The sequence below is a fragment of the Rhizobium sp. SAFR-030 genome, from assembly GCF_059415005.1.
The window spans coordinates 1,084,061-1,100,614 of record NZ_JBPFDO010000001.1 but is presented as its reverse complement, the minus strand read 5'-3'; the positions used below and the strand labels follow the sequence as shown (position 1 = coordinate 1,100,614).

Below are 16,554 nucleotides of genomic sequence, written 5' to 3'. Positions count from 1 at the left end.
CCATCTTTCGTGCCAGCATTAGGAGAGGCGGGCGTCAAGCCCGTGGTCATTTCATGGATCGCATCAGAATTTCCGGCGGCAACGAGCTGCGCGGCATCATTCCCATTTCGGGCGCCAAGAATGCGGCCCTGCCGCTGATGATCGCGTCGCTTCTGACGAGCGACACGCTGACGCTGGAGAACGTGCCGCATCTTGCCGATGTCGAGGGCCTGATGCGCATCCTCGGCAACCACGGCGTCGACATTGCCGTCAACGGCCGGCGCGAACGCCAGGAAGATGGCTATTCCCGCACCATCCACTTCACCTGCCGGACGATCGCTGAGACCACGGCGCCCTATGAACTCGTCTCCAAGATGCGCGCAAGCTTCTGGGTCATCGGGCCGCTGCTGGCCCGCGAAGGCCGTGCACGGGTATCGCTACCGGGCGGCTGCGCCATCGGCACGCGGCCGGTCGACCTGTTCCTCGAAGGGCTTGCAGCGCTTGGAGCGGTCATCGAGATCGACGGCGGCTACGTCAACGCGACGGCGCCGAACGGCGGCCTGATCGGTGCCCATTATACATTCCCGAAGGTGTCGGTCGGCGCCACGCACGTGCTGATGATGGCGGCGACGCTTGCCAACGGCACGACGGTCATCGAGAACGCCGCGCGCGAGCCGGAAGTCGTCGATCTTGCCAACTGCCTGATCGCCATGGGCGCCAGGATCTGGGGCGCCGGCACCAGAACCATCACCGTCGAGGGTGTCACCTCGCTGTCGGGTGCCCGCCACCGGGTGCTGCCGGACCGGATCGAGACCGGCACCTATGCCATGGCGGTTGCCATGACCGGCGGCGACGTGACGCTGGAAGGCACCGACGGCGCACTGCTCGAAACCGCGCTTGACACCCTGCGCCAGACCGGCGCCGAGATCACCCAGACCGCCACCGGCCTGCGCATCGTTCGAAACGGCGGCGGCATCCATCCCGTCGACGTGGTCACCGAGCCGTTCCCGGGCTTCCCCACCGACCTGCAGGCGCAGTTCATGGCGCTGATGACGCGCTCCTCCGGTGTGTCGCACATTACCGAGACGATCTTCGAGAACCGTTTCATGCATGTGCAGGAACTGGCTCGGCTCGGCGCCCGGATCTCGCTGTCGGGGCAGATGGCGCGGGTCGAGGGCGTGTCCCGGCTGAAGGGCGCCCAGGTCATGGCAACCGATCTTCGCGCCTCTGTCTCGCTGGTGATCGCCGGATTGGCGGCAGAGGGCGACACCGTCGTCAATCGCGTCTACCATCTCGACCGTGGCTTTGAGCGCCTGGAAGAGAAGCTGACACGCTGCGGCGCGATCGTCGAGCGCGTCAGCGAGTAAAGGCAGGGACGGCGAGGGCGGTGCAGGGCGCGGCGGCAGTTGCTTCCGGCCGCCCACGATCCTATGTCCATGTCCTGACAGACACGGCCGGCCCGGCGAACTGACGAGGACGAGATGGCAGCAATGACCGAACTGAAGCTTCTGGCGCTGGACGAGGATGATCTGAAGATCGTTTCGGCCCATATGCAGGACAGCGTCTTCAAGCCGGCCGACATCGACTGGAGCCCACGGCGGAGCCAGTTGTCGCTGATCGTCAACCGCTTCGTCTGGGAAGTCGCCGATCGTGGCGGCAAGGGATACGAGCGCCGCAAGGCGGTGGTCACCTTCAAGCGCGTCCGGGCAGTGCGGGCGCTCGGCGTCAGCCGCGCCGACGAAGAGGCGGTGTATGCGCTACTCGCCATTCGTTTCGACAAAAACGGCGAGGGACCGGACGGCACGATCGAACTGACGCTTGCGGCAGGTGCCGCGATCAGCCTCGACGTCGAATGCATCGAGGCGCAGCTTGCCGATACCGGCGGCGCCTGGGGCACGGAGAACCGGCCGCAGCACGACTGACGGCTCCGAGATTGACCGCCGCAGGGGTCGCGGCGGGGGACTGCAATGAGAGGGATGGGTAGTGGCAATCTGGCTGGAGCAGGCCTCTGCGGATTTCGAGGAGCGGTTCGCCGCCTTCCTGACGACCAAGCGTGAAGTGTCCGAGGACGTTAATGCCGTCGTGCGCGACATCATCGACGATGTGCGACGCCGCGGCGATGCGGCACTTTTTGAGTATTCGCAGCGTTTCGACCGGGTCGATCTCAGCGCCACGGGTCTTCGGGTAACGGAAGCCGAGATCGACGCCGCCTTTGCCGAGGTCGATCAGGCGGTCGTCGATGCCCTGAAGCTGGCGGCGGAGCGCATCGAGCGCCATCACGCCCGGCAGATGCCGAAGGACGATGTCTACGAGGATGCCATCGGCGTCGGGCTGGGCTCGCGTTGGACCGCCATCGAAGCGGTCGGCCTCTATGTTCCGGGCGGCACTGCGAGCTATCCGAGCTCCGTCCTGATGAATGCCGTGCCGGCCCGCGTTGCCGGCGTCGAGCGTCTGGTCATGGTCTGCCCGGCCTCCGGTGGGGCCATCAATCCGGCCGTGCTGGTCGCCGCCAAAATCGCCGGCGTCTCGGAGATCTACCGCGTCGGCGGTGCCCAGGCGGTCGCTGCACTCGCCTATGGCACAGACACCATCGCCCCGGTCTACAAGATCGTCGGCCCGGGCAATGCCTATGTCGCCGCCGCAAAGCGCCAGGTGTTCGGCACCGTCGGCATCGACATGATCGCCGGTCCCTCCGAAGTGCTGGTCATTGCCGATGCGGAGAACGATCCGGACTGGCTGGCGGCAGATCTCCTGGCGCAGGCGGAACATGATGCCGGCGCGCAATCGATCCTGATCACCACCGACCGGGCGCTGGGCGAAGCGGTGGAACAGGCTGTCGAGCGGCAGCTGAAGACCCTGTCGCGGGCCGACACCGCTGCTGCCAGCTGGCGCGATTTTGGTGCCATCATTCTGGTCGAGACGCTGGAGGCCTCCCTGCCGCTTGCCAACCGCATTGCCGCCGAGCACCTGGAACTTGCGGTCGCTGATCCCGACGCGCTGCTCTCCGGCATCCGCAACGCCGGCGCCATCTTCGTCGGCCGCCATACGCCAGAAGTCATCGGCGATTATGTCGGCGGCTCCAACCATGTCCTTCCGACCGCCCGCTCGGCCCGCTTTTCCTCGGGCCTTTCGGTGCTCGATTTCGTCAAGCGCACGTCGATCCTGCGGCTCGGTCCCGAGCAGCTGAACGCGCTGGGGCCGGCGGCGGTAACGCTGGCGCAATCCGAAGGGCTCGACGCCCATGCACGATCGGTCTCCATCCGTCTCAACCAGGGTCGATGAGCGATGGCAAACGGCGACTTCCGGCTGTGCGACGTGGTGCTCGACGACAGCATCGGTCGCGCCACGCCGGACGTCGAGCATGAGCGCGCCGTCGCCATCTTCGACCTGATCGAGGAGAACCGTTTCGAGCCGATCGGCCATTCGGGCGGCCCCTACCGGCTCGATATCGCGCTTGTCGATCACAAGCTGGTGCTCACCATCAGGACGGAAGAGGGCGGCGCGGTGTCCACGCATATCCTGTCGCTGACGCCCTTCCGGCGGATCATCAAGGACTACTTTATGATATGCGAAAGCTATTACGAGGCGATCCGTACCTCCACGCCGTCGCAGATCGAGGCGATCGACATGGGCCGCCGCGGCATCCACAACGAGGGGTCCGAGACGCTGCAGGATCGCCTGAAGGGCAAGATCGGCATCGACTTCGACACGGCGCGCCGGCTGTTCACGCTTGTCTGCGTCCTCTATTGGCGGGGATGACCATGGGCGAGGGGCCGGCAGCCGATGCGCCGCTTGCCAGGCCGGGCGCTATCCTCTTCATGTGCGGCATGAACGCCGTCCGCTCTCCGATGGCGGAGGTCATTGCAAAACGCCTGCTGAGACCCGATATCTACATCCAGTCGGCGGGCGTTCGCGCATCCGGCGAGGTGGATCCCTTCGTCGATGTCGTGCTCCAGGAAATCGGCCTGTCGCTGCCGAAGCACCAGCCGCGCACCCTGGATGAGCTGGAGGACGATTACTTCGATGTGATTGTCACCCTGTCGCCTGAAGCCCATCACCAGGCTCTGGAACTGACACGCTCGCAGGCCGTCGAGGTGGTCTACTGGCCGACCTTCGATCCGACGGGGGAGATCGGGCCGCGCGAGCAGGTTCTCGATGCCTACCGGTCGGTCCGGGACGATTTGTGGAGACGGATCGAGGCGCGTTTTGCACGGCCGAACGTTCAGTCTCCCCAGTCGATCTGAAAGGTCATGCCAGGACCCGCAGATTAGCCAAGATCCAAGGTTCACAAACGGGCGGCGAACGTGTAGTTTCCGCGCAATTTTCAAGGTCCCGGCCACAGTCTGGCCACATCGCACCAACCACAGGAAGACAAGTCTTAGATGGCGAAAGAAGAAGTCCTCGAATTTCCGGGCGTCGTAACGGAACTGCTGCCGAACGCGACGTTCCGCGTGAAGCTCGAAAACGAACATGAGATCATCGCTCACACGGCGGGCCGCATGCGCAAGAACCGCATCCGCGTTCTGGCGGGCGACAAGGTGCTGGTGGAAATGACGCCGTACGACCTCACCAAGGGTCGCATCACCTACCGCTTCAAGTAAGCATCGCTGCCGTCGGCGCCGACAAGGATCCCCATGTCTCTGGACCACAAGCTCATCCTCGCCTCCGGCTCGCCGCGGCGCCTTGATCTTCTCAACCAGATGGGGATCCGGCCGGCGCGTCTGATGCCGATGGATATCGATGAGACGCCGAAGCGCTCCGAGCATCCGCGCTCGCTGGCGCGGCGTCTCTCGACCGAGAAGGCGGAAGCGGCGCTGGCGGCCATCAAGGGCGATCTCGCCTGGCGGCAGAGCTACATCCTGTCGGCCGATACGGTGGTTGCCGTCGGACGCCGCATCCTCGCCAAGACCGAATACATGGATGAGGCGGCAGCCTCGCTGCACCTACTGTCCGGCCGCGGCCACTGGGTCTATACCGGCATCTGTCTCGTCACTCCGGGCGGCCAGTTCCGCCAGAAGGTGGTGGAGACGAAGGTGCGCTTCAAGCGGCTGACCAGCCGCGAGGTGGAGGCCTACCTTGCCTCCGACCAGTGGCGCGGCAAGGCCGGCGCCTATGCCATCCAGGGCATCGCCGGCAGCTTCGTGCAAAAACTGTCCGGCTCCTACACCAATGTCGTCGGCCTGCCGCTCTACGAGACGGCGCTTCTGATGAACGGCGAGGGTTTCGACGTCGCGGCGCACTGGGGCGAGGGCTGAGGCCATGGCGCGCGAGCAGATCAAGCCCGGCGCCAAGGTGGAGCCACTGCGCAAGACGCGTCCGTGCCCGGAATGCGCAAAGCCGTCGCAGCGCGATCATTACCCTTTCTGCTCCGATCGGTGCCGGACGCTCGATCTGTCCCGCTGGCTGAACGGCGCCTACGCCATTCCCGTTGCCGAGGACGAGACCAAGGCCGATCCGTCCGACGATTGATCATGCCGGTCGTGATGCTCGTCCGTCGCCGGTTAGCGGGCGTCTTCACGCAAGCAGCAGCGACCGACGGTGGCGATCGTTCATCGCGCTGAAGCGCCCAGCCGGGCGACCCTTTGGCATGCTGGCGAGGAGCTTTGTGCCGCAGCATTGTCTATATAATTCAGAGGGTTGATGGCATTCTTCGTGATCCCCTCAAAAAACTTCTCAAACCTGCTTGCCATGCCCGAACAAGATGTTATAACCCCGCTCGCTCCCGGGGATATGGTCCTCGGCGGTTCCTGAAAGGGACCGGAAGGCTTCACGAAAGCCGAGATGCCCGGATAGCTCAGTTGGTAGAGCAGCGGATTGAAAATCCGCGTGTCGGTGGTTCAAATCCGCCTCCGGGCACCATTTTTAGCAACATCATCGATCTGCGATTGTGGCATCAACCGATGCGCGCCGCGCCTGTGGCGCTTCTGAGTTGTCTGTCAATGACCTACCGTTCGCCCGGAAGTCCGCTCGTTTCGAGGAGCGGGCGGTGAAGACGTCGTCGGTGGCCTCTATGCATTCTATGCGGTGACGCGATGGGGCCTGATCCTCAGAGCGCGCAGGGCGTTGAGGATCACGGCAACATCGATGACTTCCTGAAACAGTGCTCCCTGCACCGGCGTCAGGTATCCTGCTGCGGCGACAATCATCGCGCCGACGGACAGCCCGATGCCGGCAAACACACTCTGCAAGGCGATGCGCCGACAGGCGAGGGCGATCTCGATGCCCTCCGCAATCCTGTCGAGCCTGTCGGTTAACAGAACCGCATCCGCCGATTCGATCGCTGCTGCTGAACCATGCGCGCCCATGGCGAGCCCGATATCGGCTGCGGCAAGCGCTGGGGCATCGTTCATCCCATCGCCGATCATCATCACCGGCGCCCGCTTCTTCTCGTCCCTGACGATTTCGATTTTCTGCTCGGGCGAAAGCTCGGATCTGACCTCATCGAATGGAAGCCCGGCAGTGATCTGGCGTGCGACGACGGCGCGGTCGCCGGTCGCCAGAATGATCCGGTTTACCCCGAGTTGCTTGAAGCCATTCAAAGCGGAAGCCGCACCAGTCCTGAGCTGATCGGAGAACAACAAGATGCCGGCAAACTTTCCATCGATCGCGACCGCGGCCGCAAGTGTACCAGGCGTGTGTTCGCTGTCGATCTGAACACCACAAGCCGAGGCGATGTAGTTGATGCCGCCGATCGCCACCGTCTTGTCTCCGACAGTTCCCGCAATTCCTTCGCCGGGTTTCTCTGTCACGGCTTCCGGCGGAACAAGGCTCAGGTTCCGCGCGTGCGCCGCATCGACCAGTGCCTTCGCCGCGACGTGGCTCGATGCCTGATCCAGCGAGGCTACCAGTCGCAGAAACTCATCCTCCGGCCAGGACGTGGAGATCTTTCGGAGAGTGGGTCTGCCATCGGTGAGTGTCCCCGTTTTGTCGAGCACCAGCGTCCGGATCGTGCTCAGTCCTTCCAGGACCTTGGCACCTTTGATCAGCAGACCAGAGCTTGCCGCCCTTGAGACCCCGGCAGTCCAGGCGATCGGCACAGCGAGGATAAGCGGGCAGGGCGTTGCAACCACAAGAACAGCGACGGACCTCACCGGATCACCCGAAAGCCACCACGCGAGGAGTGCGAGTGCGACTGTGAGCGTCAGGAAGACCAAGGCATACCGATCAGCCAGACGGGCCATCGGCGCCTTGCCTTGTTGGGCAGCCTCGACCAGTCTCAAGATGCCCGTATAGGTGCTGTCGGATGCCGATTTTGTCGCCGTCATGTTGAAGAGGTCGCCGACGTTGGCGGCCCCACTCATGACAGCTGCACCCGGGTTCTTCTTGGCAGGCAGAGGTTCGCCAGTGAGCGCGGATTCGTCGAGAACCGCCATCACGTCATTCACAGTGCCGTCGACCGGCACAAGATCGCCGCGCCGAACGACGAGGCAATCACCAATCGATATGGCATCGACGGCTATTTCCTGCATCTGCCCATCGCGTTGCCTGGTTGCCATACGTGGTGCACGCGAGAGAAGCGCCGTCATGTCCCGTCGGGCTCTGCCTTCGGCGACATTCTCGAGGTGTTGACCTCCCGAATACATCAGGGCCACGATCGTTGCCGCAAGGTATTCGCCAAAGGCGAGCGCACCGCCCATAGACAGCAGCGCGATGATGTCGAGACCGACTTCACCGGCTCCGAGGCGAGCAACGATCTGCGCAAGGAGCGCGAGCATGACAAGACAGGTCGCGAGCGCAAGCGACGTGACGTACAGATCCTGAAATCCGCCGTGCCAGGCGACCAGCGCAATGGCAAGCCCGAAGATCGGAGCCGCAACAAGAAGGGGCCGTAGCGAGCCAAGCCATGTGTCGAGTGTCATCGTCATCCTCGTTGCGAGCATAGCCACTGGGGATGGCGCGGCGCGCAGTTCTCTTTTTAGGCTCGGCAGTGGGAACGACCATTTGGAGATGGCCGTCAATGCCAGTCGGATCGACGACCTGTCGCAGGCTCGATCGGATGGCCAGGAGCGATCGGATCGCTCGCCGGGAAGGTTTCTTCCAGGGCTTCCTCAAGATAATCGTCCTGCTCGGTATGCGTCTTGCCGGAATTGAATTCCGCCTCGAGCTGCTCGGCGGCGCTGAACATCATTTCGTGCATGAGAGCACGAAGGTCTTCTTCCCCTGGTTCTTTGCCGGCACTGCGAAAATCCGCGAGGACCTTCTGCAGGATGTCCTCATCTCCCGGGATCGCTTTGCCTGCACGACAAATCTGCGCAAGATAGGCATCGACATCCTGCTCCTGGAGTTGCTGGGCCGCCCATCTTGCAAATAGCCGGTCCCGGCGGGCCCGGGTCTTGGGAAGCATCTGGAAATCCAGGATGTACTTCTCTTCCAAAGCGCGCCTTGTGATCCGGTCTGCGACCATCGTGCTTCCTCCAGTTATTTTGGAAGACTAGCCGGATGACAGGGCGGAGCCCCTTGCGCTTGATCAAACCGATCCGGGAAAACAGCGATATTCTCGGAGGGCGGCGTCAGTGGCGGAGGTCCGAGCTGTTCGAGAAAAATGCTCTCGTCCGATGCGGTCGAAGTTTTCCCTCTCGCCAGGAAAGCTTGCGGGCGCAGCTGTTCTCGTGCCGTGACCACATGCGCGACGGCTGCGATATCTCCTCGCCAAGTTGGTGTCACGCAATTGCGCCGCTATGTTTCAACTGGAAGTCGGGAAGACGGTGTCCTCCGCAAAGTAACGGTTGCCGCCTCGTTCAGCGCAGCATATCGTTCTGGCACCCTGTCAGACAAATGGACGCGATCATGCAGCGTTTCATATTGAGGCAAAACATCCACCGCTTTGAGGAAGCTCTCAAACGTTCGATGGATGACCGTGAGAAGGCGATGTTGCAAGGGCTTCTCGCAGAGGCCCGGCGGGCGCTTCAGGCAATTGAAAAAATCTGGTTGATCTCGTGCCCTCACATTTGCATTTCGACGGCCTTGGGTACTGAGGCGGAAGATCTTCTTGATCACAGTGTTCAGATACAGCATGCCGATCACGGCAGTTTGCAGCTTTACGACGGCACGCGCCAATCACTCTTCTTGATTGCCCAATGCAATTTCGACTCTTCATTCACGGAGCGGTTTCACAGAATTAACCGTGGGAGCGGCTCCCTTTTCGATACCTCACAGTCTCAAGGGGAAACCCTTATCGTTGATGATCTGACGTCTGACGAGAGGTTTTCGTCTCTTCGCAAATGGGCTCTTCAGACCGGAATACGTTCTCTCATAACGATCCCGGTCCTCGATAACGCCGAATTTCTAGGGACGTTCTCATTCTTATTTGTCCGGCCGGCGGTGCGCTTGCCGAGGGACACCATCGATCGATTGACGGGGCAATTCCGCAGTCTGCTGACGCAAATGGCCGCACAGTAGGTTCGACCTGCTGGCAAGGCCTCCTTCTCGATATGGGCATGCATGGGGGTGGCGGCTGTTGCACGAACGGGCGCGAGAGAAAAAGGGGCAGTAATTGAGCTCCTTTCGAGTCTTCGAGGCTTCATGTGGCGTTCTACTTATGGTTATCTAGATATAGTCCTCCATCCGTCGCATAGAGTTGATAAGTATCAATGTAATCTGCGGTCGCAGGGATAACGGTTGCTGTCGGTTGCATATGAGGGATTGCGATGGGCTTTCATTCGATACTGTGTGCGGTGAGAAGTGACGCAAGTGACGGTGAAATAGGAACCGCGATATCATTCGCGCGATCGGCTGCGGCGAACTTGACGGTCCTGTTGATTTCTGTTGCCGCCCCTCCACCAGTCGGTGCCCATATGGAAAGCGTGTGGAGGCCATGGTTGGACGAACGGGAGAGTGATCAGGTCAAGCTCCGGGCGAGAGCCTCGGAGGTGGGAAATTTGCTGGCCTCATCGACCATTCCCCACCGTGTTTCAGAGGCCTACACCGAGCTGTTCCACATCGACAACATTGTCGGCCAGGAAGCCCGATTCGCCGACTTGATTATCGTAGGGCCAGAGATGCTGCGCGACCCCGCGGTGAGAGATGCTGTGATCGATGGCGCGCTGTTCCATGAGAACGTGCCTGTGCTGCTTGTCCCGGACGAGTGCCTTGCCATTGCCCAGCCAGGAAATATCGTCATTGCCTGGGACAACTCGTCCGCGGCAGCGCATGCGGTAAGGCAGGGTCGCGCGATGCTATCATCTGCTCGCCAGGTCACTATCGCTCTGGTGGATCCCGACGACGAAGTTCTAAAGTCCGCTTCGGATCTCAGCGACTTTCTTCAGATGTCCAACGTCGACTCCAGGATCAGCACTCTGAGGAGCAACGGCCTTACGGTCGAAGAAACACTCCAAGACTTCGCCTGTGAGGGGTCAGCAGACCTGATGATGATGGGCGCTTACGGTCATTCCCGTCTACGCGAGCGCATCTTTGGCGGCGTGACCCGGGCTGTCATTGAAAACCCCAAATGCCCGATTTTCCTGACGAAGTGAGTACCGGATCACAAGCACGCGCTGGCGTAATCTCCCGAGGGTGTGCTTCAGACGTTGTCACACCTCGGCTTCTACAGGAATGACATAGCTTGAATGGACAACCCTGTATTTACGATCACGGCTCTCAGCCGCGGAGACGCTATGGTCGTGCTCGATGATGTCAGCTTATCGAGCCGAAATGTCATCGCGAATAACCAAGCGAAACCACCGGCCGATCTCGCCCGATCTGCCGCCGCCGATGGTGTCCAGGTTCAAAATCCCGGTGGTGAAACCGGCATCTCCGGAAAGCCGACAATCAGGATCCGGTCGATCACCTTCGACACACCCAACGTATTTTCAGCAGCGACCCGTGCCGCCGTCTTTTCCCGCGCGTCCAACACCCTGCCTTCCAAAGTGACGACGGTAGCCTCGACATTGACAGTAATGGTGTCAGCCCAGCGTTGCCTGCCATACTCAGCCTCAAGGCCGGCTTTGATGTCGGCGTCGATCCTGTCTACGGCGGAGGCTGCCATCTGCCGGATGAGCGTCCGCATGATATCGGATCGCGTGACGATACCGACGATCCTGTCATTCTCTACTACGGGCAGGCGCTTGATTCCTCGATCGCCCATCAGATAGCCAGCAGCCTCGACTGTCATCTCCGGCTGTGCAGTAACCGCGGGCGAGGTCATAACCTCACCAACCTGCTTGCCGAAAGCTTTTGCGTAATCCTCCGCCAGGGCACCGCGTGACGAAAACAGGGTACGCCAGAATCGGTGCGGGGGCTCTGTCCGCAGCTCCCCGCGCCGCAGGAAATCGCTTTCGCTGATCACACCCACCACCTGCTCGTCATCATTGATCACGGGCAGCCCACTGAAGCCGCAATCCAACATGGTGTTGGCCGCCTCCCAGATCTTCGCGCCTGGGCCGATCGAAATGGGATCTGAAGTCATGATGGATCGCACCGTCTTCATGGTCTTCTCTCCTTGGTTGCGGCCAGAATAAACCGGTGGCGATGGCCGTCCTTGATGTTCGTCAAAGGGCGTGTATCACCGCAACGAGCGACGGAACCCAAGCAGGGAAGATGCGAAGAGGCAGGTGGAAATTCCTGCAAGCGACAGGAACTGCGGCCAGACCACCGAAAAGCCGGCGCCGCGATAGAGGATCGCCTGGGCGAGCAGGACGAAGTGGGTGTTGGGCGCCGCGAGCATGATTGTCTGGATCGCTTCCGGCATGCTTTCGCGAGGCGTGGTCGCCCCGGAAAGGATCTGCAGCGGCAGCAGCACCAGCATCAGCAGCAGACCGAACTGTGGCATGGAGCCCGCGAATGTCGCGAGGGCAATCCCCATGGCGGTGGCGGCAAGCAGGTGGAGAGCCGCTCCCGCCATGAACAGAGCGATCGATCCCTCGATGGGAACCTTCAGCAGTCCCTGCACCACGAAGATCAGCGAAAGCAGCGTCGCGACGAACACCACCAGCCCCATCGACCAAACTTTAGCTGCCATGATTTCCAACGGGGCTAAAGGCATCACGAGGAGATGTTCTACAGTGCCGTGTTCCCGTTCGCGGATAAGCGCAGTGCCGGTAAGGATGATCGCCAGCATGGTGATATTGTCTATGACGTTCATCACCGAGGCGAACCACATCTGGTTGAGTTCCGGATTGAACCGGGCGCGCAATGCGAGGTTGACCGTCGGCGTTCTGCCACCTCGATCCGGGGTGGCAAAACTGGCGATCTCGCTCGAGATGATGCTCTGCACATATCCAGATCCCGAAAACGCCTGGCTCATGCGCGTCGCATCGACATTGAGTTGGACGACCGGAGACTTGCCGGCGATCAGGTCGCTCTGGAAGTTCGGCGGGATGTCGAGCGCAAATGTGTCGGTGCCCCCATCCATGCGGGCATCCATTTCAACAGCGGTGATCATCGCAGGAGGCTTGAAATAAGGGCTCAGAAAAGCGTCCGCGATCCGGCGCGACAGCGGCGAATTGTCCTCGTCGACGATCGCGATCGGTGCATTGTTCAACGTTTCGGGAACTGCTTTCGCTTCGGTATAGACAGCGATGGTGAAGGAATAGACGATGAGCCCGAGCAGGATCGGGTCACGCATCAGGCCGCGCAACTCCTTGATCCCCAGATGGAAGATATTGGCGAGCCGCATCCGTCACCTCGCCTGTTTCTTGAGAAAGACGGTGCTTGCCGCGATCAGCAGCGGCGCGGCAATGATGAGCGGTAAAAATGCTTCGAAGAGGTTTTCGAAGCCGAGGCCCTTCGAGAAGGTACCGCGCGAGATGATGTTGAAATAGGTGGTCGGATAGATCCGGCCGATAAACGCCCCGATCCCCTGTAACGAGGAGACCGGATCGATCATCCCGGCAAACTGCACGGCCGGTATGATCGTCATCAGCGTCGTCCCGAAGATCGCGGCGATTTGGCTGGACATGAAAGTGGAAACAAGCAGGCCGAACGCGGTCGCGAAGGCAACATAGAGAAGTGCTGCGCCCGCGAAGGCCAGCAGGCTGCCGGTGAACGGCACCTGGAACACCAGGACCGCGAACAGCCAAAGGAGCATCGCGTTCATAATGCCGAGCGCCAGGTAGGGCAGCTGTTTGCCAAGCAGGAATTCGAGCCGCGTCACCGGCGTGACGTAGAAATTGACGATTGAGCCGAGCTCCTTTTCCCGCACCACCGACAGCGCCGCCAGCATTGCCGGGATCAAGAGAAGCAGCAGCGGAATGACGGCCGGCACCATGGCCACGAGGCTTTCGATGCCGGGATTGTAGCGGAAGCGGGTCTCTATCCCAAACTGTCCGCTTGCGGCATCGCCGTAGATCTCACGCGCTTTCCGCGCCAGCCATTGGGCATGCATGCCCTGCACATAGCCCCGGGTTGTTTCCGCCCGTTGCGGCATCGCGCCGTCGATCCAGGCGCCGATCTCGACATCGTGGCCGCGGGCCACATGTTCGGCAAAACCGGCCGGGATCTCGATCGCCAGCTTCAGCGAGCCATCGCGCATGCGCCGGTCGAGGTCGGCATAATCGCGGATCGGCGGCTGCTCGATGAAATAGCGGGAGCCTGCGATGTCGGCGATGTAGTCGCGGCTGGTGACCGTGTCGTCTCGGTCGAGAACCGCAAACGTCAGGTCCTTGACGTCCATGTTGATGCCGTAGCCGATCACGAACATCAGGATGACGCTGCCGATCATCGCCAGGGTCGCACGGATTGGGTCACGGCGGATTTCCAGCGTTTCACGAAGGCTGTAGCTCCAGATGCGGCGCAGGTCAAAAGCGCGATGCCGATGCGGTCTGGCGAGTTTCGGTTCGCCTTCAGCCGTTGATGATGCCGGCGCGGATGAAGCCACCGGCTCGCCGATCGCATCTTCTAGGTAGGCGATGAACGCCTCCTCGAGTGTCGTGTCGTTGCGGGTTTTGCGGATCGCGTCGGGCGTATCGCTCACCAGCACCGTGCCCGCATGCATCAGGGATATGCGGTCGCAGCGTTCTGCCTCGTTCATGAAATGGGTGGAGATGAAGATCGTGACGTGGTCTTTCCGCGAAAATTCGATCAGCGCCGCCCAGAGCTGGTCGCGGGCGATGGGATCGACCCCGGATGTCGGTTCGTCGAGGATAAGCACTTCCGGCGCATGGATCAGCGCCACCGCAAGGGACAGTCGCTGACGGACACCAAGAGGCAGGGCGTCGGGAAGCGTGTCCATGACCGCGGTTAGCTCGAAACGCCGGCTCATTTCCGCGATCCGCGCGAGGATCGTCTCGCCCGGCAGCTGGAACAAGCGCGCGTGCAGGTCGAGGTTCTGCCGGACCGTCAGCTCTGTAAAGAGCGAAAAAGCCTGGCTCATGTAGCCGACACGCCGCCTGACATTGATGTCCTTCGGGTCGACCCCCTTGCCGAACAGTTTTGCCTTGCCTTCGCTGGCGGGCAGCAGGCCGGTCAGCATCTTCATCGTCGTGGATTTGCCGCAGCCGTTAGAGCCGAGAAAGCCGAAGATCTCGCCGCGCCGAATGCGGAAGCTGACATTATCCACCGCCGTGAAATCCCCAAAGCGCATGGTGAGGCCCTCTGCCTCGATCGCAAATTCAGCCTCGCTGAAATCCGCCGGAGGGTGGACGGGGATGGCCCTGTGCGTCGCCCGTTTCTCTTCAGGCATCAGCGCGATGAAGGCATCATCGAGCGTGGCAGCACCGGTGTGCGCAAGGATTTCGCGCGGTGTGCCGGTCGCAATCACCTTGCCGGCGTTCATGGCCGCCAGCCAGTCGAAGCGTGATGCCTCTTCCATATAGGCGGATGCGACGATGACGCTCATCTCCGCTCGCTCCCTCCGGAGATCGTCGATGAGGCTCCAGAACTGCCGGCGCGACAGCGGATCGACACCGGTCGTTGGTTCGTCGAGGATCAGCAGGTCTGGATCGTGGATGAGCGCGCAGCAGAGGCCGAGCTTCTGCTTCATGCCGCCCGAAAGCTTGCCGGCGGGCCGATCCTCGAACCCTGCCAGGCCGGTGCGCCTCAGAAGGCCGGCGATCCGATACTCCCGTTCCTCGCGGTCCTGGCCGAAGAGGCGGGCGAAGAAATCGACATTCTCGAACACCGTCAACGTCGGATAGAGGTTCCTGCCGAGCCCCTGCGGCATGTAGGCGACGGCCGGGCAGGTGAGGTCCCGGTGACGAGCGCTGCGCATGTCGCCGCCGAGCACCTCGACCTCGCCCGTCTGGATGCGGCGCGCGCCGGAAATCAGTGAAAGCAGCGAGGATTTTCCGACCCCATCCGGGCCGATGAGGCCGATTGTCCGGCCCGCCGGCAGGTCGAGCGTTATGCCGTCGATCGCGCTTGTCTTGCCGTAGGAATGGCTGACATTTTTCAACCGTGCCACGTATGCCGGCTGCGGCTGGATACCCATCGCCTGCGGCTCCGGGCTCATGGGGTTAGCGGCTGCGACAGGGCCGCCGGCCACTCTGCCGCGGGATCAAGCTTCACATAGGTCCGACCCGGCAAGCCGGTCTTGACCTGTGCGATATATTTCTGAAGCAGTTCCGGAGAGACCCGTGCCCGGATGCGGAACATCAGCTTCTGGCGTTCCTGCTCGGTCTCCACGGTCTTTGGCGTGAACTGGGCAACGTCGGACACGAACGAGACCCGGGCGGGAATGACATATTTGGGAGCCGCATCGAGAACGATCCGGGCCTCGCCGCCGATCGGCGTGCGTCCGGCCGCTTCGGTGGGCAGGAAGAAAGTCATGTAGACGTCGCCGACATCGAGGATGTTGAGCACCCGTCCGCCGGCGGCCACAACTTCGCCCGGCTGAGCCACCAGATACTGCACCCGACCGTCTCGCGGTGCCTTGAGATCGCCATCACGAAGGTCTGCGTCAATGCGTGCGATCGTCGCTTGAGCGGCGTCAACCGTGGCCTCGGCGTCGATGACTTGTGCCGTCGCGGAACCGATCGCCGCCTTGGTTGCTGCGAGGTTTGCCTCTGCTGCACTTACACTCGCTGCGGCGCCGTCGACCCGGGCTCTATCGTCGTCAAGTGTCTGCTCCGAGACCGATCCGCTCCTCGATAGCTGAAGACTGCGCGTCAGCCGCTTCTGCGCGGACTGGAGCAAGACGGTGTTTTGGGAAACTGTAGCCGCTGCCGCGTCCTTTTCGGCCTTTCGCTGGGCGACGACGCTTCTTGCGGTGTCGATCCCGATCCTGGCGCGGGAGAGTTGCGCCTCCGCCTCACGTTTTTGAGCGGCCAGTTGTTCGATATCCATGCGAGCGACGATCTGGCCAGCGGTCACGAAATCACCCTCCCGGACGGTAACGTCAGCAAGGCGCCCGGCTGTCCGTGCCGATATGTCGATTTCGACAGCCTCGATGCGGCCATTGCCGCTGGCGAGGCCCGGCGTCGCCTCCGCGGCAAGCAGCCCCGCATAGAATTGCCATGCGATGTAGCCGGCACCTGACAAAACCACCAACGCGAGGCCCACTGTCCATGTTCGGTTCAAGGCAAGCTCCACTCCTGGTACATTGGAAGATGAGTCCATGGTCCTTTTCTGAAGAGGCAGCCTTGACCGCGATCAATCACACCCAATGGCAGCGATAGGGGAACCCGCTATCTCTTCGGGGAG

At 61.7% G+C, this 16,554-nt stretch carries 16 protein-coding genes and 1 tRNA gene; 11 read left to right on the top strand and 6 right to left on the bottom strand.

Annotated elements, in window-relative coordinates:
- Positions 1 to 53: 53 nt before the first annotated feature.
- From murA to ACR65N_RS05625, 9 genes are all read left to right on the top strand, one after another.
- Positions 54 to 1,346: a UDP-N-acetylglucosamine 1-carboxyvinyltransferase gene (gene murA / locus ACR65N_RS05665; protein WP_440456075.1), complete on the top strand. Its 1,293-nt coding sequence runs from the start codon at positions 54 to 56 to the stop codon at positions 1,344 to 1,346.
- 123 nt (positions 1,347 to 1,469) lie between these two features.
- Complete coding sequence (locus ACR65N_RS05660; protein WP_430306547.1) at positions 1,470 to 1,901, top strand: DUF2948 family protein; 432 nt, start codon at positions 1,470 to 1,472, stop codon at positions 1,899 to 1,901.
- Positions 1,902 to 1,962: 61 nt separating this feature from the next.
- The gene (gene hisD, locus ACR65N_RS05655; protein ID WP_440456074.1) at positions 1,963 to 3,261 is read left to right on the top strand and encodes a histidinol dehydrogenase; all 1,299 of its coding nucleotides are present in this window, start codon (positions 1,963 to 1,965) and stop codon (positions 3,259 to 3,261) included.
- 3 nt (positions 3,262 to 3,264) lie between these two features.
- Positions 3,265 to 3,738: a UPF0262 family protein gene (locus ACR65N_RS05650; protein WP_440456073.1), complete on the top strand. Its 474-nt coding sequence runs from the start codon at positions 3,265 to 3,267 to the stop codon at positions 3,736 to 3,738.
- 2 nt (positions 3,739 to 3,740) lie between these two features.
- Complete coding sequence (locus tag ACR65N_RS05645; protein WP_440456072.1) at positions 3,741 to 4,223, top strand: arsenate-mycothiol transferase ArsC; 483 nt, start codon at positions 3,741 to 3,743, stop codon at positions 4,221 to 4,223.
- A gap of 138 nt (positions 4,224 to 4,361) precedes the next feature.
- Positions 4,362 to 4,580, top strand: a complete 219-nt coding sequence (gene infA, locus ACR65N_RS05640) for a translation initiation factor IF-1 (RefSeq protein WP_004435948.1) — start codon at positions 4,362 to 4,364, stop codon at positions 4,578 to 4,580.
- Between the two features lie 33 nt (positions 4,581 to 4,613).
- A complete protein-coding gene (locus ACR65N_RS05635) occupies positions 4,614 to 5,234 on the top strand; it encodes a Maf-like protein (protein ID WP_440456071.1) in 621 nt (206 codons plus the stop codon).
- Between the two features lie 4 nt (positions 5,235 to 5,238).
- On the top strand, positions 5,239 to 5,448 hold the full coding sequence (gene yacG, locus ACR65N_RS05630) for a DNA gyrase inhibitor YacG (RefSeq protein WP_440456070.1): 210 nt from the start codon (positions 5,239 to 5,241) through the stop codon (positions 5,446 to 5,448).
- Positions 5,449 to 5,762: 314 nt separating this feature from the next.
- A tRNA-Phe gene (locus ACR65N_RS05625) sits at positions 5,763 to 5,838 on the top strand.
- Positions 5,839 to 5,996: 158 nt separating this feature from the next.
- On the opposite strand, the gene ACR65N_RS05620 is transcribed toward ACR65N_RS05625, so the two are convergent.
- Positions 5,997 to 7,838 (bottom strand): heavy metal translocating P-type ATPase, encoded by a 1,842-nt coding sequence (locus ACR65N_RS05620; protein WP_440456126.1) that lies wholly within the window; start codon positions 7,836 to 7,838, stop codon positions 5,997 to 5,999.
- Positions 7,839 to 7,933: 95 nt separating this feature from the next.
- Entirely contained in the window at positions 7,934 to 8,383 is a 450-nt protein-coding gene (locus tag ACR65N_RS05615; RefSeq protein ID WP_440456069.1) for an ATPase inhibitor subunit zeta, read from the bottom strand.
- 59 nt (positions 8,384 to 8,442) lie between these two features.
- Between ACR65N_RS05615 and ACR65N_RS05610 the strand changes: the two genes are divergently transcribed.
- Entirely contained in the window at positions 8,443 to 9,378 is a 936-nt protein-coding gene (locus ACR65N_RS05610) for a GAF domain-containing protein (protein ID WP_440456068.1), read from the top strand.
- A 419-nt stretch (positions 9,379 to 9,797) separates the two neighbouring features.
- A complete protein-coding gene (locus ACR65N_RS05605; protein ID WP_440456067.1) occupies positions 9,798 to 10,451 on the top strand; it encodes a universal stress protein in 654 nt (217 codons plus the stop codon).
- A gap of 251 nt (positions 10,452 to 10,702) precedes the next feature.
- On the opposite strand, the gene ACR65N_RS05600 is transcribed toward ACR65N_RS05605, so the two are convergent.
- The 4 genes from ACR65N_RS05600 to ACR65N_RS05585 form a co-directional block, all read right to left on the bottom strand.
- The gene (locus ACR65N_RS05600; protein WP_440456066.1) at positions 10,703 to 11,404 is read right to left on the bottom strand and encodes a CBS domain-containing protein; all 702 of its coding nucleotides are present in this window, start codon (positions 11,402 to 11,404) and stop codon (positions 10,703 to 10,705) included.
- 75 nt (positions 11,405 to 11,479) lie between these two features.
- Positions 11,480 to 12,592, bottom strand: coding sequence for an ABC transporter permease (locus ACR65N_RS05595; RefSeq protein WP_440456065.1), 1,113 nt, complete (start codon positions 12,590 to 12,592; stop codon positions 11,480 to 11,482).
- A 3-nt stretch (positions 12,593 to 12,595) separates the two neighbouring features.
- A complete protein-coding gene (rbbA, locus tag ACR65N_RS05590; RefSeq protein ID WP_440456064.1) occupies positions 12,596 to 15,364 on the bottom strand; it encodes a ribosome-associated ATPase/putative transporter RbbA in 2,769 nt (922 codons plus the stop codon).
- A complete protein-coding gene (locus ACR65N_RS05585) occupies positions 15,361 to 16,470 on the bottom strand; it encodes an HlyD family secretion protein (RefSeq protein ID WP_440456063.1) in 1,110 nt (369 codons plus the stop codon). The genes rbbA and ACR65N_RS05585 overlap by 4 nt, the downstream gene beginning before the upstream one ends.
- Between the last annotated feature and the right edge of the window lie 84 nt (positions 16,471 to 16,554).